This is a genomic window from Thauera phenolivorans (assembly GCF_001696715.1).
Taxonomy (GTDB): Bacteria; Pseudomonadota; Gammaproteobacteria; order Burkholderiales; family Rhodocyclaceae; genus Thauera; species Thauera phenolivorans.
This window is the reverse complement of record NZ_MBFM01000001.1, coordinates 107,525-130,342: the sequence shown is the minus strand read 5'-3', so window position 1 is coordinate 130,342 and position 22,818 is coordinate 107,525. Positions and strand designations below refer to the sequence as shown.

The following is a 22,818-nucleotide window of genomic DNA, read 5'->3' as shown; positions in this document are numbered from 1 at the left end:
TTGGCATGCTTATCCACAGCTTATCCCGTGGCCTGTTCAGGCCGGTTGGGGACAAGCGGCTCAGGGCCCGTCCTCCGGCCCGCGGCTGAACTTGTCGGCGTACATCGCGCGGTCGGCGTGCTTGATCAGGGTCTCGGCGTCCTTTCCATCCTCCGGATACAGGGCCGCGCCGATGGCTCCGCCGCACGGGGTGGGGCCGATACCGGCACCGAGCGAGCGCAGCGGCTCGCGCAGCACCGCGTCGATCTGCCCCCGGACGTGATCGACCGCGGCGCGGTCGGGGGCGTGGTCGAGCAGGATCACGAACTCGTCCCCCGCATAGCGGGCGACCAGGTCGGCGGCGCGCACGCTGTCGCGCAGGCGCGCGGCGATCTCGCGCAAGGCCTCGTCGCCGGCGGCGTGGCCGTGCTCATCGTTGATGCGCTTGAAGCCGTTGAGGTCGATGAACAGCACGCCGAGCCGGTCGCTTCGCCGCTCGGCGCCGTGGTGCGCGATGCGCCGGCGCAGTTGCTGCAGCAGGGCGTCGCGGTTGGCTAGGCCGGTGAGCTTGTCGGTGCGCAGGCGCTCCTGCATCGCTTCGAAGCTGCGCGCGAGCTCGCCGATCGCGTCCTCGCGGGCGATGCCGACCGGCGCGTCGAGTTCACCGTCGCCGACCCGGCGCGCGGCCTCGGACAGCCGGGAGAGGTCGCCCGACACCCAGCCCAGGATGCGCAGGCCGATGCCGATGGCCAGCAGCACGGCCAGCGAGGCGAGCGCGACGGTGCGGCTGACGTTGCCGGTGACCCCGGAGAGGTAGTCGCTCTCGGGCATGACGACGACGGTGATCCAGTCGAGCCCGGCGGTGTCGCGGATGCGGTCGAAGGCGGCGCGCACCGCGCTGCCGTCCTCGGCGCTGAAATCGACCACCAGCGGCAGCTTCGGCGTGGCGTTGGCGGCGAGGTAGCGGCCGATCGCGTGGTAGGCGGCGCGCAGCAGGGGGTGCTCGCTCTGCGCCGCGTTCAGTCGGGCGCCGCTGCCGTCGGGCAGGGTGACGACGTTCGGGCTGGCGGAGGAGGCGATCAGGTTGCCGTCCGGCTCGATGATGAAGGCGATGCCGTTGGGCGAGACCTCGAGCCGGCCGACGAAGTCGTTGAGCGCGCGCAGCGAGACGTCGGTGGCCACCACGCCCTCGAACGCGCCATCGGCCGACAGTACCCGGCGAGCGCGGGTGGCGACCAGCTGCAGGGTGCCGAAATCGATGTAGACCGAGGTCCAGGTGTGGTCCGGCGCGAGCCGGCCGTCGCGATACCACACCCGGCTGCGCGGGTCGAACAGGCGAGGCTCCCGGTAGTGAAAGCGGAGCGGCCCGTCGATCGTGGTGAAGCGGTGGATTGCCCGCTTTTCGTCGGCACGGAACTTGATGCGCAACTCGGCTTCCTGCTCGGAGTGGCGGTAGAGGCCGAGCCCCTGACCGGCCTCGTTGCCGTAATAGACGTAGTTGTTGGGGTCGGTGTGCAGGGAGGTGGCGATCCAGAACCGGGTGCGCAGCTCGTGGAACTCGCTCTGGATATCGACCGGCGCCGCCATGCCGGCGGGGAAGGCGGCCTCGAGCACGGCGCCGGAGCCGACGATGTGGCGGTCGATCGCCTGGGTGATGCGGCTGGCGGTCTCGCGCAGCAGGTGTTCCGACACGGTGTTGACCGCCCGGCTGCCGGCGGAATACGACAGCACGCCGATCGCCAGCGCCAGCGCCAGCACCAGCACCACGTAGGGGACGATCAAGACGAAGCGCAGGGGCAGTCGTAGCGGCATGGCGGGCGCGGCCGGTGGGATCGGAAACCCCGAATATTCAACCTGTTTGCCACCCGACGCAATGATTTCGCATAGACGGCGGCGTGCCCGCGCAGGCGGTTGCTCGCAGATCGCGCGCGGACGGTATGATGGCGCCCGCAGTTCCGCCCGCGGGCGGGCTCAACCGATCAACCAGCAAGGACGTTCACGTGAAAATCTTCTCGCCGCTGTACGCGCGGGCGATGGTGTGGTCGCGCCACCCGCGCGCGCCGTGGTTCCTGGGCGGGCTCAGCTTCGCCGAGTCCTCCTTCTTCCCGATACCGCCCGACGTGATGCTCGCCCCGATGAGCCTCGCGAACCCGCGCCGCGCCTGGTGGTTCGCCCTGCTGACCACCCTCGCGTCGGTGGCCGGCGGGCTGTTCGGCTACCTCATCGGCTACTTCGCCTTCGATGCGATCGAGCCCTGGCTGCGCGACAGCCATTACTGGACTGCCTATGAGCAGGCGGTGGCCTGGTTCGACGAGTGGGGATTCTGGGCGATCTTCGTCGCCGGCTTCTCGCCGATCCCCTACAAGGTGTTCACCATCGCCGCCGGGGTCGCCTCGATGGCGCTGCTGCCATTCACGCTCGCCTCCCTGGTCGGGCGCGGCGCGCGCTTCTTCCTCGTCGCCGGGCTGATGGCGCTGGGCGGCGAGCGCATGGAGGGTGCGCTGCACAAGTACGTCGACCGGCTGGGCTGGGCGACGGTGGCGCTGGTGGTGGCCGGGGTGCTGGTCTACCGCGCCTGAGGCTGGCCCGGCAAGCGGCTCACTGGCCGCGCATGAAGAAGCGGTCGAGTTCGGCCATGCTCAGCTGGGTCCAGGTCGGCCGCCCGTGGTTGCACTGGTCGGCGCGTTCGGTGGCCTCCATGTCGCGCAACAGCGCGTTCATCTCGGGCAGGCTCAGCTGGCGGTTGGCGCGCACCGCGCCGTGGCAGGCCATCGTCGCCAGCAGCTCGTTGCGGCGCAGGGTGACGACCTCGCTCGCCGGGTACTCGCGCAGTTCCTCGAGCAGCTTGCGCATCAGTTCGGCTACCGGCGCGCTCGCGAGCAGGGCGGGGACGCTGCGCACCGCGAGCTCGTACGGGCCGGCGGCGGCGATCTCGAAGCCCATGCCGGCGAGCACCTCGCCGCACTCCTCGGCCGCCGCCATGTCCTTCGCGCTCACCGAGAACACCGCCGGGATCAGCAGGCGCTGCACGCTCGGGCGGCCGTCGAGCACGGTCTTCAGCTTCTCGTAGAGGATGCGCTCGTGGGCCGCATGCATGTCCACCAGCACGAGGCCGGCGGTGTTCTGCGCCAGGACGTAGATCCCATGCAGCTGGGCGATCGCAAAGCCGAGCGGCGGCGCGCCCTCGGTCGCCAACGGCGGCGGGATCGACGCCGCTGACGGCGCCGGGGTCGCATCGGGGGCGGAGCGTGCCCCGCCGGCGAACTCGAGGTAGGCGCGGCTGGCCGAGTCCATCGCCAGCTGGCTCTGGCGGGGCGCCGCCTGGTACCAGTCGCGCGAGGCCGTGCCCGCCGCCCAGCGGCCGGGCACGGCCTCGCGCGCGTGGGGGGTGAAGGCTTGGGTCGGGGAGGGCGACGCGCCCGCGCCCGGTGCGGCCGCCATGCCGGCGCCGGACTCCGCCAGCACCCGCTTGAGCGCGTGATAGACGAACTGGTGCACCGCGCGCGACTCGCGGAATCGCACCTCGATCTTCGCCGGGTGCACGTTGACGTCCACCCCGGCCGGATCGAGCTCGAGGAACAGCACATAGGCCGGATGCCGGCTGCCGTGCAGGATGTCGGCGTAGGCCTCGCGCACCGCGTGGGTCAGCAGCTTGTCGCGCACGAAGCGGCCGTTGACGAAGAAATACTGGGCGTCGCGGCTGGCGCGCGAGTAGGCGGGCAGGGAGGCGAAGCCGGTGAGGCGCAGCACGCCGCCTTCGGCCGCCACTTCGCGCGCATGCTGGACGAAGTCGTCGCCCATCAGCGCGCCGACCCGGGCGAGCGCGTCGCCGGGGGGCAGGCGATGGATGACGCGGCCGTTGTGCGCGAGCTGCATCGCGAGGTCGGGGCGGGCGAGCGCGATGCGGCGGAACATCTCGTCGCAATGCGCGTACTCGGTGCCTTCGGTCTTGAGGAACTTGCGCCGCGCCGGGGTGTTGTAATAGAGATCGGCGACGTCGACCACCGTCCCCTGGTTCAGCGCCGCGGGCGCGAGGCTGCGGTCGCTGCCGTCGATGCGCCAGGCGTGGGCGGCACCCTCGGCACGGCTGGCGATCGTGGTGCGGGCGACTGCCGCGATCGCCGCCAGGGCCTCGCCGCGAAAGCCCATCGTGCCCACCGCCTCGAGGTCGTCGAGGCTGGCGATCTTGCTCGTGGCGTGGCGCTCGAGGGCCAGGGCGAGGTCGTCGCGCGCGATCCCGCAGCCGTCGTCGGCGACCCGGATGCGTCGCACCCCGCCCTGTTCGAGCTGGACCTCGACCGCACGCGCGCCCGCGTCGACCGCGTTCTCGAGCACCTCCTTGAGCACCGAGGCCGGGCGTTCGACGACCTCGCCGGCGGCGATCTGGTTGACCAGCAGGTCGGACAGGCGGTGGATGAGGGGCATGGGCGCAGGGGCGGGAGGCGGAGCGCGCCATTATACGGAGCCGCCCTGCAACAGGTTCGCTTCGACCCGCGGGGCTGCAGCATCTACAATGTCGCCTTTCGATCGCGTGCGCGCGCTGGCCGCCGCAGCGGCCAGCGCGCTCGATCGTCCCGCCTTATTCCCGTTCAGGATCCATGAAGTCGATCGTCATTCTCGTCTCGGGCCGCGGCAGCAACATGGAGGCCATCGTCCGCGCGGCGATCCCTGGCACGCGCATCGCCGCGGTGGTCAGCAACCGCCCGGATGCGCAGGGCCTCGCCTTCGCGGCCGCGCACGGCATCGCCACCAGGGTGGTCGATCATCGCGTCCATGCCGATCGCGTCGCCTTCGATGCCGCGCTCGCCGAGGCGATCGACGCCCATGCGCCCGACCTGGTGGTGCTCGCCGGCTTCATGCGCATCCTCACCGACGGCTTCGTGCGCCGCTACGCCGGCCGGCTGCTCAACATCCATCCCTCGCTGCTGCCGTCCTTCCCCGGCCTGCACACCCATCGCCGGGCGCTCGAGGCCGGCGTGCGGGTGCATGGGGCGACGGTGCATTTCGTCACCGACCAGCTCGATTGCGGGCCGGTGGTGATCCAGGCCGTGGTGCCGGTGCGCGCCGATGACGACGAGGCAGCGCTCGCCGCACGGGTGCTCGCGCAGGAGCATCGCATCTATCCGCAGGCGGTGCGCTGGTTCGTCGCCGGGCGTCTCGCGATCGGTGCCGACGGCCGCGTCCGCGTGGCGGGCGAGGCCGACCCCGGCCCGGGATGGACCGTGCCGCCGCTCGGCGGCTGAGAGGAGGTTACATGTTCGACCGCATCCACCGCATTTTCGTCACCCTGTTGCTGTGCCTGCCGCTGTCGCACGCGGGCATCGCTGGCGCCGCGTCTCCGCCCACGGGGGAACTGCCCGAGCTCGCGCGCAGCGGCCACATCGTGTTCAACGTCATCTATGGTTCGTCCGGCTTCCGGATAGGCGAGGCGCGGCACGAGTGGCACTACGACGGCGATCGCTACCGTCTCAGTCTCAAGCTCGAGGCGGGCGGGCTGATCGGGCTCGCCGGATTCAGCTACATGCAGCGCAGCGAGGGCAGGATCGGTCCGGCCGGACTCAAGCCGACACGCTTCAGCGTGGACCAGCGCGGCCGCAAGGTCGAAGCCGCCGAGTTCGACTGGGCCGCGGCGCGGGTCAGCCTGCGCCGCGGCGGTGTCGAGCGCCGCTCCGCGGAGATCGGTCCGGGCGACCAGGACGTGCTCAGTCTGTGGCACCAGCTGCGCCGCGTGGGCGCCACCGGCGAGGCGGTGCGCATGACCGTGGTGACCAACAAGAACGCCAAGCCCGCCGAACTGAAGCGGATCGGCAGCGGCAGTCTGAAGCTGCCGCTCGGCCGGGTCGACACCGTGCAGCTGCAGGCCCGCGCGCTCGACGGCAGCATGACGATCGACGTCTGGCTCGCGCCCAAGCATCAACTGCTGCCGGTGCGCATCCGCATCGTCGACGACGACGGCGGCGTGCTCGACCAGCAAGCGGTGAAACTCGAGCTCGGGGCCGCCGCGGTCGCCGCGGGCGGCGACCTACAGAGAGGCTGAACGGCATCATGGAAAACAAGAGACGCAAAGCAGTGCAGCAACGGGAGAAGACGGCCGAAGGACCGGTATCGCGGGTCCTGTTCATTCAGGCCACGCAGGCGCTGGGCGCGGTGCTCAGCTTCGAGCATCCCGCCGACGCGGTGCTGTCGCGCCATTTCCGCGAGCATCGTGAGCTCGGCCATCGGGACCGGGCCTTCATCGCCGAGGCGGTGTACGGCATCCTGCGCCGCCTGCGCTGGCTGCGCCGGGTCGCCGGCGAGCGGGCGACGCCGCGCGAGCTGCTGCTGACGTGGTTCGCGCGTGGCGAAGGCTGGCCGATGCGGTCCTTCGAGGGGCTCGCCTCGGCCACCGAGCGCGACTGGATTGCCGGAGTGAAGGCGGCCGAGCCGGGCACGGGCACGCTGGCCGAGCGCGCCGACCTGCCCGACTGGCTCGCCGAGCGCCTGCTGCCGCAGTACGGCGAGGCAGGGGTGCTCGAGCTCGCGCATGGCCTCAACCGGCCTGCGCCGCTCGACCTGCGGGTCAACATCGGCAAGACCGATCGCGACACGGTGCTCGAGCGCCTGGCTGCCGACGGCATCGCCGCGGGCGCCGGCCGCCATTCGCCGCAGGCGATCCGGCTCGCCGGTAAGCCCGCCCTGCAGAAGCATCCGCTCTTTCTCGACGGCAGCTTCGAGGTGCAGGACGAAGGCAGCCAGCTGCTCGGCCTGCTGGTGCAGCCGCGGCGCGGCGAGATGGTGGTGGATTTCTGCGCCGGCGCCGGTGGCAAGACGCTGCAGCTGGGCGCGATGATGCGCTCGACCGGCCGCCTCTATGCGCTCGACGTGTCCGACAAACGGTTGGCCAAGCTCAAGCCGCGGATGGCGCGCGCCGGGCTGTCGAACGTGCATCCGGTGCTGATCGCGCACGAGCGGGACGCCAAGCTCAAGCGCATGGCGGGCAAGGCCGACCGCGTGCTGGTCGACGCGCCGTGCAGCGGCCTGGGCACGCTGCGCCGCAATCCCGATCTCAAATGGCGGCAGTCGCCCGCCGCGGTCGAGGAAATGGTGGCCAAGCAGGGCGCGATCCTCGATGCCGCGGCGCGCCTGGTGCGCCCGGGCGGCCGCCTGGTGTATGCCACCTGCAGCCTGCTGGCGGAAGAGAACGACGGCGTGGTCGACGCCTTCCTCGCCGCCCATCCCGATTTCAAGCCGCTGTCGACGCAGGATCTGCTCGACAAGCAGGGGGTGACGCTGGAGACCGGCGAACGCCTGCATCTGCTGCCGCATGTGCACGACACCGACGGCTTCTTCGCCGCCGTCCTGGAGCGCGATGTCCAGGCCTGAGGCGCTGGCCGCGGCGTGGGTGCTGGCGCTGCTCGCCTTTCTGGCGGCGCCGGTCGCGGCCAGCCAGCGCTTCGCGGCCGAAGGCGAGATCGAAGTCGCCTTCAGCCCCCGCGACGACGCCGAGGCGGTGGTGTTGCGCGTCATCCGCGAGGCGAGCCGGACCCTGCTGGTGCAGGCCTATGTCTTCACCAGCCGGCGCATCGCCGATGAGATCGTGGCCGCCCACTGGCGCGGTGTCCAGGTCGCGGTGCTCGCCGACGCGAAAATGAACCGTCGTGCGGAGGGCAACGCGTTGCCGCGACTGCTCGCGGCCGGCGTGCCGGTGGCGCTGGAAACCGGCTACGCCGCCGCCCACAACAAGCTGCTGATCGCCGACGAGACCGGCCCCGCCTGCGCGGTGCTGACCGGCTCCTACAATTTCACCTGGTCGGCGCAGAACCGAAACGCAGAAAACCTGCTCGTGGTACGCAAGCACTGCGCGCTTGCCCGCGCCTACGCCGACAACTGGCGGCGCCACCGCGCCGCGGCCACCACCATCCGCCGGCTTCCGTTCAATCCCTGAGCTTCCGTTTGCAGCTGGAGCTCGGCGCGGCCAAGGGAAGGCCCGAGCCGGGGGCGCCCTGCAGGGGCGGTGATCACCCATCGCGCCGAGCTCATGACCCGCGTCGGTTCCTCGCTGCGGCGCCGTGCGGGCTGAGTTGAGCGCTTACTCGGCGCGCAGCGCGTCGGCCCAGCAGTTCGGGGTTTCGTACAGGCGCACGCGCTCGAGACGCAGGTGGTTGCCGTAGACGTCGCGGTAGGCGGCGTCGAGCAGCCGGAAGGCCTCTTCGGCGAGGTTCTCGGCGGTGGGTACGACGTCGAGCAGCACCGTCTTGTGGCCCGGAATGCTGGCGAGGAAGTCGACGATCTGGCGGTCGTCGCGATAGGCGAGGAAGGCGTGGTCCCATCGGCTCACGACTTGCTCGTTGGCGATGCGCTTGACGTCGGCGAAGTCCATCACCATGCCGTTGACCGGCTGGCCCTCGGCCCGGATGATCTCGCCCGACAGGCTCACCTCGAGGACGTAGCGGTGGCCGTGCAGGTGGCGGCACTGGCTTGCGTGGTCGGGAATCCGGTGCCCGGCATCGAATTCGAGACGGCGGGTGATGCGCATGATGAACCTCGCTGGAAAGGGCAGGGATTATACACCGCGCCATCCCGCGCGGTTCCCAGGAGATGCTGCAAGTGACTGAGAAGACGACGAATTTCCCGTCCGGAAGGATCAGCGTGGGCAACCATGACCGCGATCTTGCCGGCCTCACCTACGTCTATCCGGTGCTTTCGCGGCGCGCCGGCGGCGTGTCGGTGGGCATCAATCTGAACCCGAACAACGCCTGCAACTGGCATTGCGCCTACTGCCAGGTGCCGAACCTGGTGCGCGGCACGGCGCCCGCGATCGACCTCGTGCGGCTGGAAGCCGAACTGCGCGGCTTTCTCGCAGACCTGCTCGAGGGCGACTGGATGGCGCAGTTCGTGCCCGAAGGGCTGCGGGTGATTCGCGACCTCGCCTTTTCAGGCAATGGCGAACCCACCAGTGCCGAGGTCTTCCCCGAGGCGGTCGCGCTCGTGGTACGTATTCACAAGGAGTTCGGCCTCGGTGACGCGGTGAAGCTGAGGCTGATCACGAACGGCAGCCTGTTGGGCCGGGCGCGGGTCCGGCAGGGCATCCGCCTGCTGGGCGAGGCGGACGGCGAGGTCTGGTTCAAGGTCGATGGCGGCACGCTGGATGACATCGAGCGCATCAATGGGGTGCGGCTCGAGCCGGCGAGCATCGCCCGGAATCTCGCGCGCTGTGCGCGCCTATGCACCACCTGGGTGCAGACCTGCATGTTCCGCTGGGACGGCAAAGCGCCTTCCGAGGAAGCGCTCGCCGCCTATGGCGCGCTGCTCGAAGACGCGGGCATCGACCGACTCGCCGGGGTGCTGCTGTATGGCGTCGCGCGTCCGTCCATGCAGCCGGAAGCGACGCACCTGAACCCTCTCACAGCCGACGAACTCGAGGCGATCGCCGAACGCATCCGTAAAAAGGGGCTGACGGTACGCGTCAGCCCCTGACGGTCGGCAACGCCCGGCTCACTTTTCCTTGCGCTTGGCGCGGGCTTCCTTCTTGAGGCTCTTGAAGAGATCCGGCTTGGTGGCCTTGAGGTACTCGGCAACTTCCACGTCGTCCTTCTTCACCTTGTTGATGTCGATCTGCTCGATATGAACGAGGCGCAACAGCGCCTGCACCGGGCGAGGGATGTTGCGCCCGCTTTCGTAGCGGGAACCGCCGCTCTGGGTGACACCGATCTTAGACCAGAATTGCGACTGGTTCATCCCGAGCTTGCGGCGGATTTCGCGGACGTCGAGGTTGTCACTGTTCTTCATGATGGTTCCTGTATCGAGTATGCAGCGAGGGTTCGGAGAACTGCATTCCTACGAAATTACGGGTAAGACCAAAGTCGTAGCGTGCCCAAAGTATAGGCAGTGCCTGGCATAAATGCAAAACAAATGTTTCGTGCTGCGTTGCGGCGATCAGTCATGTTCCAAAAGGGGTTTTTCGGGTCCGGCTCCTGCAAAACAGGCGCGCTTTGGTTAGAATCCCGACCCTTACCCTCAGGCACTTGGATACAACGATGGCACTGATAGTTCAGAAGTACGGAGGCACCTCGGTCGGCAGCCCTGAGCGCATCAGGAGCGTCGCCCGCAGGGTGGCGAAATTCCGCGAGCAGGGCCATGAGGTGATCATCGTGGTGTCGGCGATGAGCGGCGAAACCAACCGCTTGATCGCGCTCACCAAGGAGGTTGCCGCCAATCCCTCGCCGCGCGAGCTCGACGTGGTGGTGTCGACCGGCGAGCAGGTCACGATCGGCCTGCTGTGCATGGCGCTCGAAGACATCGGCGTGCCGGCGAAGAGCTATACCGGCGGCCAGGTGAAGATCCTCACCGACTCGATGCACACCAAGGCGCGGATTCTCGACATCCAGGACGCGCCGATTCGCAGCGACCTCAGCGAAGGGAAGGTGATCGTCGTCGCCGGCTTCCAGGGTGTGGACGAGTTCGGCAACATCACCACCCTCGGCCGCGGCGGCTCCGATACCACCGCGGTGGCGATCGCGGCGGCGCTGAACGCCGAGGAATGCCAGATCTACACCGATGTGGACGGTGTGTACACCACCGACCCACGGATCGTCCCCGAAGCCCGCAAGCTCGACACGATCACCTTCGAGGAAATGCTGGAGATGGCCAGCCTCGGTTCGAAGGTGTTGCAGATCCGTTCGGTGGAATTCGCCGGCAAGTACAAGGTCAAGCTGCGCGTCCTTTCGAGCTTTGAAGGTCGTGAAGGCGAAGGCACGCTCATCACCGTTGAGGAAGACAAGAATATGGAACAGCCCGTCATTTCCGGCATCGCTTTCGCGCGTGACGAAGCCAAGCTCACCGTCGTCGGCGTGCCGGACAAGCCCGGCATCGCCTACCAGATCCTGGGCCCGGTCGCCGATGCCAACATCGACGTCGACATGATCATCCAGAACGTCGGCCGCGACGGCATGACCGACTTCTCCTTCACCGTCGCGCGCGGCGACCTGGACAAGACCCTGAAGGTGCTCGAGACCGTCAAGGAGCACATCGGTGCGCGCTCGATCGAGGCGGACAAGGCGATGTGCAAGGTCTCCGTGGTTGGCGTCGGCATGCGCTCGCATCCGGGCGTGGCGTCGAAGATGTTCCGCACCCTGGCCGAGGAGGGCATCAACATCCAGATGATCTCGACCTCGGAAATCAAGATCTCGGTGGTGGTCGAGGAGAAGTATCTCGAGCTGGCGGTGCGCGTGCTGCACAAGGCGTTCGGCCTCGATGCGGACGACGCGAAATAATCGCAACGTAATTTGACCGCCCGGCGCGAAGTCGTTATGATCGCGCCTTCTTTACGGAGACGTGGCCGAGAGGTCGAAGGCACTCCCCTGCTAAGGGAGCATACCGTCAAAAACGGTATCGAGGGTTCGAATCCCTCCGTCTCCGCCATGGATATGAGAAAGCCCCGCAAGGGGCTTTTTTGTTTTCCGGCTACTTCTTCGCGCCGTTCTCGAGTTTCGCTTCCGGCACCTGGCTGCTGGGCGGTTGCGCGGCGTCTGCCGGCGGCGAGTGCGCACCTGCGGCTTCGAGCGGCGGCGTCTCCGCGGCGAAGGGGCCGGGGTCGGCGCACTCTGCGGTGGCGACGGGCGGGGGAACCTGCTTGCCGGCCCGCGCCATGTCGGCGAAATATCTGGCGGCCACGGCGTCCTGCGACTTGCACAGCTGATACGCGTCCACCTTGGCGGCCCAGGCTTTGCGCGCCGCTGCCTCTGCCGCCTTGGCTTTTGCCGCCTCGTCGATGGGCGGCTGTGCGGCCATGACGGAGGCGCAGAACATGGCGGTGAGAAGGGTGCCGAGTCTGAAAAGTTTGCTTGGCATGTGGTTTCCTCCGTTGCGGTGGACTTCGGTCAGGCGGCAGTCGTGAGGCGCGTGCAGATCCGCGTCCTCGAATACTCGCGGCCGACGAGCGCACATGTCAACGCCGACGGAGCGCTGAGCCTCTTCTCCTGAGGCGTGCCGATCGTGGTTGGCGGGTCATGTCGCTTTGGTCGTCTCGACTCGTCGGGCCGTCCGTTCGGGCCGCGGCGGTGACGCGCCCGGCCTAGATCGTCGGCGCCCAGGCGCTCAGTGCGCGCAGCAGGGAACGCTTCTTCGCCTGGTGCGATTGCATGCGGGTGAGAATGTCGTCGAGCGCGTGGATCGCCTCGAGGATGTGCGGCCCCTTGTTGAGCATCACGCACTCGGCGCGCTCGCCCATCGCCGCGTCCGTGATCTCTGCGCGCGAGGGCTGGCCGGTCTTGGCGAGCGTCTCCAGCACCTGGGTCGCCCAGATAACCGGCATGTGGGCCGCTTCCGCCGCCCACAGGATCTCTTCCTGGACCTCGGCGAGCCGCTCGTAGCCGCACTCGACCGCGAGGTCGCCGCGCGCGATCATCACCCCCGCGCGATGACTTTCCATCGCCGCGAGCATCAGTTCGGGGAGGTTCGCGAAGGCGCGGCGTGTCTCGATCTTCAGGATGATCCCAAGCGAGTCGGCGCCGAGCGCCGCGAGGCGCACGCGCAGGGCTTCGACATCGCTGCCGTGCTGGACGAAGGACAGCCCGACCAGGTCCGCATGGCGGGCGACGGCGCGCAGATCCTCGATGTCGGTGGCGGTGAGCGCGGGCAGGTCGAGCGCGCTGTCGGGCAGGTTGATGCCCTTGTCGCCCGCCAGTCGGCTGCCGTTGGGCTTCGCGCTGACGATCTCGACGATCAGCTCGTCGTCGCCGGCCTCGCGAATGATGCCGCCGATCTTGCCGTCGTCGAACCAGATCCGTTCGCCGGCGCGGACCTGGGCGAAGACTTCGGGCAGGGTGCAGGCGATGCTCGGGATGCGGGGGTGCCCGGTCGTGAGTTCGTCGCCCCGGGCGGTTGCGACGCCCGACCGCGTCAGCCGCAAGAGCCCCCCGGTGCGCAGCAGCACGGTGCCGGGCCGGGCGGACAGGTCCGCGAGGGTGGTCGAGCGCGGACCGCCCGGGTGTTCGGCGCGGTCGAGGCGAGTGGCCGGGACCAGATAGACGGTGCGATCGGTTTCGGCGAGGGCCTCGTTCTCGCTTCGCGACACGATCCGCAGCGAACGACGCGCACCGCGTGCATCGACCAGATCCACCCGTTCGCCAACGGTGAGGGTGTCGAGCCAGGCGACATCGACGCCGACCTGGGGTTCGGCACTTTCGCCGCGCAAGACCGCTCCCTCGGCGCGCAGCCGCAGCCGGGCCTTGCGCACCACGTGGCCGAGCGCGTCGCGCTGCGGCTTAAGCTTGAGCACGCGCGGCCCCGGGGCCACCTCGCCGGTGCGCAGCTTCGGCCCGCCGAGATCCATCAGTACGCGCACCGGGCGCCCGAGCTTCCCGGCGGCGCGGCGCACATGCCCGGCCATCGCCCCCCATGCCTCGGCATCGTCGTGGGCGCAGTTGATGCGCGCCACGTCCATACCCGCCTCCACCAGCCGGTACACGAAGGCTTCGTCGTCGGCCGCCTCCGCGGGCAGCGTCACCATGACGCGGACAGCGCGTCCGGCGTGTGGCTCGCCCAGCAGCGCCGCGGTGTGCCGCGCGAGCAGATCCCGGCTGCTGCGCATGCCGACCGGTTCCTCTGCGGAACGCTCGCGCCAGGGCTGGCCGGTGAGGCTGTGGAGGATGCCGAGGACCTTGTCGAGGTTCGCGAGTACATGGGATTCGGCGCGCCCGAGCGAGGACAGGCCAAGGCTGGCGAGCTGCTCCTGGAGTTGCCGGCGGTCGCGGCGGCGGAGGCCGAGGTAATGGGCCAGGTTGCGCGCACTGGCGAGGTAGTCGTCGGAGACCTTGGCCAGCTGTGCGCCGAAACGGTGCTCGGAGCCGAGGAGCTCGGCCCGCAGCGCCCAGAGCGCCTCGAGCAGCGCCCGGCAGGCCGCCTGATTCCAGGGGTTCGATTCCTGACCGGCCGCAGAGGGGGGCGAGGCGGCGGGGAGGTGGTCGGGATGGGGCGGAATTTCGATCCGGGCGATTCTGACGTTCATGGCGCGCCTCTTTGCGATCGCGGAGACAAAAGACACGGCCAGCGTGCGATCGACGGTGGCGCGTGAATCGGGATGTCCTTATATTGCTTGAGGGTGATGAAGGCTTTGTGACCGTCTCATGACGGCCGCCCAGAGGGTGTCGGACGATTCCGACAGGGGTTTCGGATGCGGACTATGGGACGGACGCGGCCTGCCGATTACATTCACAGCGTGGGCCGGGCGGCATGGGTTTGCCGTGCCTGGCTAAGTGAAGCCGTTCGTCCGGTCGGGAAGGAGCTTTAACAATGTTGCGTATCGCGATCGTCGACGACCACAAGATCGTGCGTGCCGGATTCAGGGACATGCTCGCCGAAGAGCTCGATCTGTCGATCGCCTTCGAGGCTGGCTCCGGCGAGGAGGCGATCGAGCAGCTGCGTGCGCAGCCGGTGGACGTGTTGCTGCTCGACCTGTCGCTGCCCGGACAGAGCGGGGTGGACGTGTTGAAACACGTCAAGCAGCGCCACCAGGCGCTTCGCGTGCTGATGCTCAGCGGCTTTCCCGAGGAACGTTATGCGCTGGCGATGATCCGTAACGGCGCCGACGGCTATCTGTGCAAGGACTGCGACGCAGAGGAACTGGTGCGCGCGATTCGCACCGTGGCCCAGGGCCGACGCCACCTGTCAGCGCGCACTGCCGAGCTGCTTGCCGAGGAACTGACGGGCGGCAATACCGGGCCCGCGCACGAGCAGTTGTCCGAGCGCGAACTGCAGGTCTTTCTGCGCTTGGCGCGCGGCGAATCGGTGTCGGAGATTGGCAACAACCTCCACCTGAGCGTGAAGACGATCAGCACCTACCGCTCGCGCCTGCTCGAGAAGCTCGGCGTTTCGAGCAATGCGGAGCTCGCAGCCTATGCGATCCGCAATGGCCTGCTGGTCGAGTGAGGCAGAGGTGATGAAGAGAATCGAAACGGGAGGGCACGGTGTGCGAGTGGTGTTGATCGAAGATTCGCCGCTGCTGTGCGAGATGCTGAGCGAGATGCTCGGCGAGCTCGACAGCGTGCAGGTGGTCGCCCGTGCAGCCGACGAGAACACGGCGATCGAGGCGCTCGCCGAGCACCGTCCCGACCTCGCGGTGATCGACATTGAACTCAAGGACGGCTCCGGGATCGGGGTGCTGCAAGCGCTGCACGACGATCCGCAGCGGTTCGGCCGCCCGCGCGCGGTGGTTTTCTCCAATCACGGTCACCGCATCGTGCGCCGCCGCTGTACCGAGCTGGGCGTCGAGCACTTCTTCGACAAGTCCTACCAGCTCGACGACCTGGTCGATTACGTGCAGGCCAGCCGAGCCGCTGACTGACTGAGAACGCGTCCTACGCGGCGAGCGCGGCGCGGGTCGGGACGCGCGCCTCGACGACGGTCCCGCGCCCCGCCGCGCTGCGCAGCGTGAATCGGCCCGCGAACATCTGCACCCGGTGGCGCATGCCGGCCAGCCCGTGGCTACCGAACTTCCGCGTCGAGGCGTCAAAGCCGCGACCGTCGTCCTCGATCCGCAGGACCACGTCGTCGCCGTCGATCGACAGGCTGAGCGTCACCTTGTGTGCGTGGGCGTGCTTATGCACGTTGTTGAGCGCTTCCTGGGCGATGCGGAACAGCGCGAGCGCGACCGGGGCCCGCAGCTCCGGAAGGTCGGCGGGCAACTCGGTCTCTATCTGCAGATCCCCGGCATTGTTATCCAGATAGGTATTCAGGGCGTCGACCAGACCGAGTTCGCCGAGCAGCGGCGGACGCAGGTCGGTGACCACCCGACGCTTGATCGCGATGCCCTGATTGAGGGTGTCCTGCAGGCGGTCGAACCGGTCCTGCAGCGGCGCCTTCACCTCGGGCGGGAGCTTGCGCGCGATCCAGCCGGTGTCGAGCTTGGCCGCGGTGAGCAGCGCGCCGAGCTCGTCATGGAGTTCGCGGGCGAGGCGGGCCTGTTCCGCTTCACGCGTGTTGGTGAGGTAGCTCGCCAGCGCGCTGAGCTCCGCGGTGCGCTGCGCAACCTCCGACTCGAGCTCGGCCTTCTCGCGCTGCAGGATCTCGTCGAGTTGCCGGCGCATCCGCTCCTGCTTGCGCATCGAGACGAACAACACCAGCAGCAGGCCGAGTGCGGCGACACAGAGCGCGATGTTCATCATCCGGCTGCGCGAGAAGCTGGCAAAGGAGTCGAGCACGCGGCGATCGTGAGCGGAGGCGAGATCGTCGCGCAACTCGCCGACGAGCACACGGATCTCTTCCATCGCCTGCTTGCCAGGCCCGCCGCTGGCCGAATGCACCTCCGGGAGCGTGCCGTGGACGAGCGCCTCCTCGAGCACCGCACGCTTGCGCTCGACGAGATCGGTCAGGCGGAGGAGTCGCTGACGGAAGGCTGGTTGGTCGGCGAGATCGCTGCGTAGCGCGCCGAGCGCCTTGCGGGCCTGTTGGGCGCTTTCCTGGTAGGGGCCCAGGTATACGGGATTGTGGTTGAGCAGGTAGCCGCGCACGCTGCTCTCGGCCTCGAGCAGAGGAAGATAGACCGCGTCGAGCAGATCTTCATGGCGGCTTCGCGCCTGGAGGTCGTCGAGCGCCTCGCGGCTGGAGGCTGCCTGCCAGTAAACCGAAACCAGCAGCGAGAGGATCAGGCCGCAACCCGCGAGCAACATGGCGAGGGGCCAGCTGAAGCCTTGTGAGGCCGACGGAGTGGGGGCGGCGGGAGGCGGGGTTGGGGACATCCTGTGCTCCGGCGCGGGGGAGGGGGTGGTCACGGACTCGCCAGGTCATACAGTCGCAACGACGCCCGCAGGCTCCCCCGGGAAGGGGGGAGGCAGCGGGCGGGCATTCAGGCCAATGTCACTGCGAGCCTGAAAACGCTCGCTCAGGGCCGGATGACGATGTCGTTCTTGACGCTCTTCACGCCGGAAGTGGACGCGGCGATCGAGCTCGCCTTCGCCTTCTCGTCCGCCGACTTGGCGAAGCCGGAGAGCTGCACCACGCCGCGCAGGGTCTCGACACTGATCGACATTGCGCTCACCGTGGGATCTTCGGCGAATTTCGCCTTGACTCGCGCGGTGATGGCGGAATCGTCAACGTATTCGCCGACGGTGGACTGGTCGCGGGTGACGGCGCAGCCGACCGCGGTGAAGGCGAGCAGGCCGGAGAGGGCGAGAGTGGCGGCGGTATTTTTCATGTTGAGCTCCTCATGTAGGTTGCCATCGTCGTGGCGTTCTCGTCTATGCGATGGACGTCTTCACTCTACGCCGGATGGCCACGCTTTGCTGTCCGATTCCACGGATTGCCCTGTAGGACGATTCCGGCATGGCGGCGGCATCGGCTTGGCGGTCGGAAGTCGGCGGCTGCCATGAAACTCCCCGCGTCTCGCGATGACGGCCCAGGGAGGACGAGTGTTCTCCGGCGGAGTGAAACCTCGTGCCGCGGACGTTTCCGGGAAATGCGTCAGTTGAGGGGGGCCGCTTTCGGCGACGGCCGGGAGGGTGGGCGCGAGTCCCCTCCCTCCGCCCGCGGCAGTTCCAGCCACGCTTCCAGGCCGCCACCCGGGCGCGGCCCCAGCTGGACGTTCCAGCCATGGAAGCCTCGTCTCCTGCGGATCAGGGGGGAGAGGCGAACTGCTGCCCGAGATGAGTACCACGGTAAGCGTTATCCCAGCATCGTCTTGAGCGCAGCATCTTGAGCGGCGAAGGTGTCCACCATCTTTGAGGGTGGACACCATGAGGATTGAGAAGGAGTCGATCAATGGCTGCCTCCTCTCCCACACCTCCGGCACGACGACTTCGGGCAACGGGCAGACCGATAGCGGCAGCCGACGCTGAGGTCCGCGCAGCGCAGGTGCTTGTTCTGCGCTCAAATGCAAACGGGCAGCCCCTTGCGGCTGCCCGTTCTCGTTCGTCGGGGGCTTGAGTCCAGGGCCGGCCCCCGGGCGCTCAGGCCCTCAGCCGCAGGTCCCCACCGCGCCGCAGGCGGTGCAGAAGTCGCAGCCGTCCTTGCGGATCACCGTGTGGTTGCCGCACTCGGTGCACAGCGCGCCCTGCATCAGCTTGGGCTCGTTGTCGTCGCGCGGCGACTCGAGGATGCCCATCTCGCGGGTGGGGTAGCCCCTCTCGTCGAGCACACCGAGCATCGCGTAGCGGTGGATGATCAGCTGGGCGAGGTAGGCCACCGTGCTCGGCCAGTTCTGCTGGCGGCGGGTGCCCGGTACGAAGGCCATGAAGTCGCCGAGCGGCTCGGGATAGTCGAGCAGCTTGCGCAGCTTCATGCCGATCCAGGCCGGGTCCATGACGCGCATGTCGAGCGAGAGGATGCGCGACAGCCCGTCGAGCGCACGCGGGTAATTGCCCGACAGCCACATCGAGTAAGGCCGGGTGACGCCTGCGGCGTAACCGTCCTGCGGCGGCAGGGTGATCTCCTTGAGGCCGAGCACGAAGTCTTCGCCGGTGGCCGGGTTGTAGATGTCGACCGTCCACGACAGCGTGCCGTCGGTGCCGGTCTTGGGCTCGTCGAGGCTGAACAGGGTGTCGAGCACCGGATTGGCTTCATCTTCCTTGTCGAACACCCCGAGCTTCTCGCAGCGGTAGTTCACCACCTGGGCAAAGGCCGACACCGCGCCCGGCACCAGCTTCTTCTCGCCGTGCGGCGGGAGCGGCATCTCGAAGGACTTCTCGCCGACGGTGCGTGCCAGGGTGTCGAGCTTGAGCTTGAGCCAGGCGCGGTCGTTGGCGCGCATGTCCATCGACAGGGTCTTGGCCACTGCGCCGAGGCCGCGCGGCTGGTCGGCGCCGTTGACCCACACTTCGAACGGGAAGGTGCCGCCGTTGGTGCCGAACTGGCCGACGAAGAGGGCGAAATCGCCGGTCGGGGTGTTGAGCATGTAGGTCCATGCCATGTTGCCGTCCGGCATCTCGGGGCGGCCCGGCCAGCGCAGGCTGGCGAGCACCGGGGCGGGCAGGCTCTTGATCGACAGGCGCTTGTTGGCGTCGGACAGCTCCACGTCGTGCGGCTGCTTCTGTTCGGCGCTCGGGGTCACCGACAGCACCGAGCCTAGCACCGAGTTCGGGCGATAGGTCGCCAGCCCCTTGAGTCCAGCCTTCCACGCGCTGAGGTAGAGGTCCTCGAACTCGGCGTAGGGGTAGTCCTCGGGCACGTTCACCGTCTTCGAGATCGAGGTGTCGATGTAGGGCGCGACCGCGCCGACCATGTCCTTGTGCGCCTGCGACGAGATCTCGAGCGCGGTGACGAAGCTGGACGGCAGCTGCTCGACGTTGCCGCCGAGGTGCTTGTACAGGCGCCAGGCGTAGTCCTCGACCGCGTACTCCTTGAAGGTGCCGTCGGCCATGCGCTTGCGCCGGGTGTAGGTGTAGGAGAACGGCGGCTCGATGCCGTTGGAGGCGTTGTCGGCGAAGGCGAGCGAGATCGTGCCGGTGGGCGCGATCGACAGCAGGTGCGAGTTTCGGATGCCGTGCTTGCGGATCCTCTCCTTCACTTCGGCCGGCAGGCGCGAGGCGAAGTTGCCCCCCGACAGGTACAAGTCGGCGTTGAACAGCGGGAAGGCGCCGCGCTCCCTGGCCAGATCCGACGACGCGAGGTAGGCGCGGTTACGCATGTATTCGGAGATCCTGCGCGCTTCCTCGCGAGCCTCGGGGGTGTCGTAGCGCTTGCCGAGCATGATCAGGGCGTCGCCCAGGCCGGTGTACCCGAGGCCCACGCGGCGCTTGGACTGCGCTTCGGCATGCTGCTGCGCGAGCGGCCAGTGGGTCGCCTCGAGCACGTTGTCGAGCATGCGGATCGACACGTCGACCACCTTGCCGAAGGCGGCGTAGTCGAATTCCGCCTTGTCGGAGAAGGGGTTCTTGACGAAGGGCGTGAGGTTGATCGAGCCCAGGCAGCAGCAGCCGTAGGGCGGCAGCGGCTGCTCGGCGCAGGGGTTGGTAGCCTCGATGGTCTCGCAGTAGTACAGGTTGTTGTCCTGGTTCATGCGGTCGAGGAAGAGGATGCCCGGCTCGGCGTGATCGTAGGTGGAACGCATGATCTGGTCCCACAGCTCGCGCGCGCGCACCTTGCGGTACACCCACAGGCCGTCCTCGCGCTGGTAGGCGCCCGCGGCCTTGATCTCCTCGGTGGGCTCGGCCTTGTGCACCAGCTCGACGTCGCCGTTACCTTCCACTGCCTGCATGAAGGGGTCGGTGACGCCGACCGAGATGTTGAAATTGGTGAGGTCGCCTTCGTCCTTGGCGTGGATGAATTCCTCGATGTCGGGGTGGTCGCAGCGCAGCACGCCCATCTGCGCGCCGCGGCGAGCGCCGGCCGACTCCACCGTCTCGCACGAACGGTCGAACACGCGCATGTAGGACACCGGACCGGAGGCGTTGGAGGCGGTGCCCTTGACCAGCGCGCCCTTGGGACGGATCGACGAGAAGTCGTAGCCCACGCCGCCGCCGCGGCGCATGGTCTCGGCGGCCTGGGCGAGTGCGGTGTAGATGCCGGGGCGGCCGTCGACCGCTTCGGTCACCGAGTCGCCCACCGGCTGCACGAAGCAGTTGATCAGGGTGGCGGCGAGTGTGGTGCCGGCGGCGCTGTTGATGCGGCCGGCGGGCACGAAGCCCTTCTCCTGGGCCTCGAGGAACTTGGCTTCCCAGTGCGCGCGCTTGTCTTCGGACTCGATAGCGGCGAGCGCGCGGGCGACGCGCTGTCGCACTTCGGCGACCGTGCGCTCGCCGCCCTTGGCATATTTCTCGATGAGGACCTCGCCCGAGATTTCCTGCGCAGCGAGGGTGCTGGCGTCGGTTCTGGCGGTGGTCTGGGTGCTCGCGTTCATGGTGTTTTTGTCCCTCCGGGCGCTTTGTTTACGGGCTGAAGGATAGCGCGCGGATGGCGATTCTGCAAAAAAATAAAGTGCAATTAAAACAGATAGATAACAAAATATATTGTGTGTCAATAGGGCTTTGGGTACTACATCTAGTAGCTTAAAAATGAGGCGGGGCGGCCGTGAATGCCACGATTCGCGCGGGTTTACCGGCTCTCATGGGGGGCGAAGCATGCGTGCACGGGGCTGGCGGCAGCCGCTCAGTCCGAGGGCGGATCGGCCTTGCGCCGGCGCGGCGAGAACACCACCGGCGCCGCCGGCGGCAGCTCCGGCTGCAGGGTCACGTGCTCGATGCCGAAGCGTGCCGCGAGCAGCCGGCGTTCGTCCTCGAGCACCTGCGGCCAGCGCGCCGGCTCGATCATCACCAGGTGCGCCGAAAGGCTCGGGTGGCGGGAGTCGAGGCTCCAGATGTGGAGGTCGTGCACCGAGCGCACACCCGGGACCGCCGCCATCGCGCGTCCCACCTCGGGGAGCGACAGGTGTTCCGGCACACCCTCGAGCAGGGTGTGGGTGGAGCGGCGCAGCAGCAGCAGGGTGGAGGCGAGGATGAGGCCGCAGATCAGCATCGTCAGCAGCGGATCGATCGGGGTCCAGCCGGTGAACTGGATCACCAGGCCGGAGGCGAGCGCAGCGAGCGAGCCGAGCAGGTCGCCAAGCACGTGAAGCAGGGCGCCGCGGGTGTTGAGGTCCGCCTCACCGCGGGTCAGCAGCCAGGCCACCACCAGGTTCAGCGCCAGGCCGCCGAGCGCCACGATGGTGACGGCCTCGCCGGCGATCGCGCGTGGCTCGCTCAGCCGCAGCACCGCCTGCCACAGCAGCACTGCGACCAGGGCGAGCATGAACAGGCCGTTGAACAGCGCCGAGAGCGCCTCGGCGCGCGGCAACCCGTAGGAGTGGCGAGCGCTGGACGGACGCTTCGCGATCCTCGCGGCGAACGCCGCCAGCCCCAGCGCGAGCGCGTCGGTGACCATGTGGCCGGCGTCGCCGAGCAGGGCGAGGGAGCCCGACCACCAGCCGGCGAGCGCCTCGACCGCGGCGAAGCCAAGCGTCAGCGCGAGCGCCAGCGGCAGCCAGCGGCTGGCGGCGTGGTCGTGATGCTGGTGCGCGTGTGTGTCGGGACCGCCGTGGCCGGGTGCAAGAGCGTGTCCCTCGGCGTGTTCGTGCGCGTGGTGGGCGGCATGCGGCCGCCCGGGTTCGGCGGGCTGCATCTTTTCATCCTGAGCGTGGATCTCTCGCGATTATGCGCCCGAGATCGGTCGGCGCACCGCTGCTGGCGCCCGATGCGACGCTGGCGATGACCTAGAATCGAAGCCGGAGCGGACCATTTCCCGCGGGGGAGCCGAGATGCGAATCCTGAGCTGGAACATTCAATGGGGGCGCGGCGCCGACGGTCGCGTCGATCTCGAGCGTACGCTGGCGGCGATCCGCGCGGCGGGCGAGTTCGACCTGATCTGCCTGCAGGAGGTGGCCTGCAACTTCCCCGGCCTGCCGGGCGGGGCGCGCGAGGACGAGCCGGCCTTCTTCGCCCGCGCCTTCCCGCGCCACGAGGCGGCCTTCGTCGCTGCGCTCGACGTGCCCGACGGCGAGGGCGGGCGGGCGCGCTTCGGCAACCTCGTGCTGTCCTCGCTGCCGCTAGGCCAGCTGCTGCGGCACCAGTTGCCGTCCCCGGCCGATCCGGCCGTGCCGTCAATGTCGCGCGCCTGCCTCGAGGCGATGGTGCTCACCGCAGCGGGCTGGATGCGTGTGATGACGACCCATCTCGAGTACTACTCGGTGCGACAGCGCGAGGCCCAGGCTGGCGCGCTGCGCGCGCTGCAGCTCGAGGCCGCCCTGCTGGCGGCGCGGCCGCCGGCGAAGGGCAAGGAGTCCAGCCCGGCATTCGCCGCCCACCCGCGCCCCGCTTCGGCGGTACTGTGCGGTGACTTCAACTGCGAGCCCGGCTCGCCCGCCTACGCCCTGCTACAGCAGCCCATGCCCGGCGG

Annotated in this window: 20 protein-coding genes and 1 tRNA gene; 11 read left to right on the top strand and 10 right to left on the bottom strand. The window is 68.5% G+C overall.

Features of this window, described 5'->3' with window-relative positions; genetic code table 11:
* Positions 1-60: 60 nt before the first annotated feature.
* A complete protein-coding gene (locus tag BB334_RS00525) occupies positions 61-1,791 on the bottom strand; it encodes a sensor domain-containing diguanylate cyclase (RefSeq protein WP_068803258.1) in 1,731 nt (576 codons plus the stop codon).
* 188 nt (positions 1,792-1,979) lie between these two features.
* On the opposite strand from BB334_RS00525, the gene BB334_RS00520 reads away from it, so the two are divergent.
* On the top strand, positions 1,980-2,558 hold the full coding sequence (locus BB334_RS00520) for a YqaA family protein (protein WP_068803256.1): 579 nt from the start codon (positions 1,980-1,982) through the stop codon (positions 2,556-2,558).
* Between the two features lie 19 nt (positions 2,559-2,577).
* Here BB334_RS00520 and mutL read toward each other — a convergent pair whose 3' ends face one another.
* A complete protein-coding gene (mutL, locus tag BB334_RS00515; RefSeq protein ID WP_068803254.1) occupies positions 2,578-4,404 on the bottom strand; it encodes a DNA mismatch repair endonuclease MutL in 1,827 nt (608 codons plus the stop codon).
* 173 nt (positions 4,405-4,577) lie between these two features.
* Between mutL and purN the strand changes: the two genes are divergently transcribed.
* The 4 genes from purN to BB334_RS00495 are packed head-to-tail and all read left to right on the top strand — an operon-like array spanning position 4,578 to position 7,903.
* The gene (gene purN / locus BB334_RS00510) at positions 4,578-5,222 is read left to right on the top strand and encodes a phosphoribosylglycinamide formyltransferase (RefSeq protein WP_068803253.1); all 645 of its coding nucleotides are present in this window, start codon (positions 4,578-4,580) and stop codon (positions 5,220-5,222) included.
* 11 nt (positions 5,223-5,233) lie between these two features.
* Positions 5,234-6,016 (top strand): DUF3108 domain-containing protein, encoded by a 783-nt coding sequence (locus BB334_RS00505; protein ID WP_068803251.1) that lies wholly within the window; start codon positions 5,234-5,236, stop codon positions 6,014-6,016.
* An 8-nt stretch (positions 6,017-6,024) separates the two neighbouring features.
* Complete coding sequence (locus BB334_RS00500; RefSeq protein WP_068803249.1) at positions 6,025-7,341, top strand: RsmB/NOP family class I SAM-dependent RNA methyltransferase; 1,317 nt, start codon at positions 6,025-6,027, stop codon at positions 7,339-7,341.
* Positions 7,328-7,903, top strand: coding sequence for a phospholipase D family nuclease (locus tag BB334_RS00495; protein WP_083200214.1), 576 nt, complete (start codon positions 7,328-7,330; stop codon positions 7,901-7,903). The genes BB334_RS00500 and BB334_RS00495 overlap by 14 nt, the downstream gene beginning before the upstream one ends.
* Before the next feature lie 144 nt (positions 7,904-8,047).
* On the opposite strand, the gene queD is transcribed toward BB334_RS00495, so the two are convergent.
* Positions 8,048-8,494, bottom strand: a complete 447-nt coding sequence (queD, locus tag BB334_RS00490) for a 6-carboxytetrahydropterin synthase QueD (RefSeq protein ID WP_068803247.1) — start codon at positions 8,492-8,494, stop codon at positions 8,048-8,050.
* 71 nt (positions 8,495-8,565) lie between these two features.
* On the opposite strand from queD, the gene BB334_RS00485 reads away from it, so the two are divergent.
* Positions 8,566-9,435 carry a radical SAM protein gene (locus BB334_RS00485; RefSeq protein WP_232756614.1) on the top strand — a complete coding sequence of 290 codons (870 nt, stop codon included), beginning with the start codon at positions 8,566-8,568 and terminating at the stop codon, positions 9,433-9,435.
* 18 nt (positions 9,436-9,453) lie between these two features.
* Here the strand turns inward: BB334_RS00485 and BB334_RS00480 are convergent, their stop codons facing one another.
* On the bottom strand, positions 9,454-9,747 hold the full coding sequence (locus tag BB334_RS00480; RefSeq protein WP_068803243.1) for a helix-turn-helix domain-containing protein: 294 nt from the start codon (positions 9,745-9,747) through the stop codon (positions 9,454-9,456).
* A 248-nt stretch (positions 9,748-9,995) separates the two neighbouring features.
* Between BB334_RS00480 and BB334_RS00475 the strand changes: the two genes are divergently transcribed.
* Both BB334_RS00475 and BB334_RS00470 read left to right on the top strand, forming a co-directional pair.
* On the top strand, positions 9,996-11,231 hold the full coding sequence (locus BB334_RS00475; protein ID WP_068803241.1) for an aspartate kinase: 1,236 nt from the start codon (positions 9,996-9,998) through the stop codon (positions 11,229-11,231).
* Between the two features lie 55 nt (positions 11,232-11,286).
* Positions 11,287-11,379: transfer RNA gene (locus BB334_RS00470), tRNA-Ser, on the top strand.
* A 42-nt stretch (positions 11,380-11,421) separates the two neighbouring features.
* Here the strand turns inward: BB334_RS00470 and BB334_RS00465 are convergent.
* The gene (locus BB334_RS00465) at positions 11,422-11,808 is read right to left on the bottom strand and encodes a hypothetical protein (protein WP_068803239.1); all 387 of its coding nucleotides are present in this window, start codon (positions 11,806-11,808) and stop codon (positions 11,422-11,424) included.
* 223 nt (positions 11,809-12,031) lie between these two features.
* Entirely contained in the window at positions 12,032-13,966 is a 1,935-nt protein-coding gene (locus BB334_RS00460; protein WP_083200213.1) for a pyruvate kinase, read from the bottom strand.
* A 284-nt stretch (positions 13,967-14,250) separates the two neighbouring features.
* Here BB334_RS00460 and BB334_RS00455 point away from each other — a divergent pair, with 284 nt between their 5' ends.
* Positions 14,251-14,886, top strand: coding sequence for a response regulator (locus BB334_RS00455; protein WP_068803233.1), 636 nt, complete (start codon positions 14,251-14,253; stop codon positions 14,884-14,886).
* Positions 14,887-14,935: 49 nt separating this feature from the next.
* A complete protein-coding gene (locus BB334_RS00450) occupies positions 14,936-15,301 on the top strand; it encodes a response regulator (RefSeq protein WP_332835028.1) in 366 nt (121 codons plus the stop codon).
* A gap of 13 nt (positions 15,302-15,314) precedes the next feature.
* Here the strand turns inward: BB334_RS00450 and BB334_RS00445 are convergent, their stop codons facing one another.
* From BB334_RS00445 to BB334_RS00430, 4 genes are all read right to left on the bottom strand, one after another.
* Entirely contained in the window at positions 15,315-16,694 is a 1,380-nt protein-coding gene (locus BB334_RS00445) for a CHASE3 domain-containing protein (protein WP_083200212.1), read from the bottom strand.
* A gap of 143 nt (positions 16,695-16,837) precedes the next feature.
* Positions 16,838-17,149: a BON domain-containing protein gene (locus tag BB334_RS00440; protein ID WP_068803227.1), complete on the bottom strand. Its 312-nt coding sequence runs from the start codon at positions 17,147-17,149 to the stop codon at positions 16,838-16,840.
* Between the two features lie 759 nt (positions 17,150-17,908).
* On the bottom strand, positions 17,909-20,788 hold the full coding sequence (locus BB334_RS00435; RefSeq protein ID WP_068803225.1) for an adenosylcobalamin-dependent ribonucleoside-diphosphate reductase: 2,880 nt from the start codon (positions 20,786-20,788) through the stop codon (positions 17,909-17,911).
* Between the two features lie 248 nt (positions 20,789-21,036).
* Entirely contained in the window at positions 21,037-22,044 is a 1,008-nt protein-coding gene (locus BB334_RS00430) for a cation diffusion facilitator family transporter (RefSeq protein WP_068803223.1), read from the bottom strand.
* A 136-nt stretch (positions 22,045-22,180) separates the two neighbouring features.
* On the opposite strand from BB334_RS00430, the gene BB334_RS00425 reads away from it, so the two are divergent.
* Positions 22,181-22,818: endonuclease/exonuclease/phosphatase family protein (locus BB334_RS00425; protein ID WP_068804357.1), on the top strand; the 638-nt coding region annotated here is incomplete at its 3' end.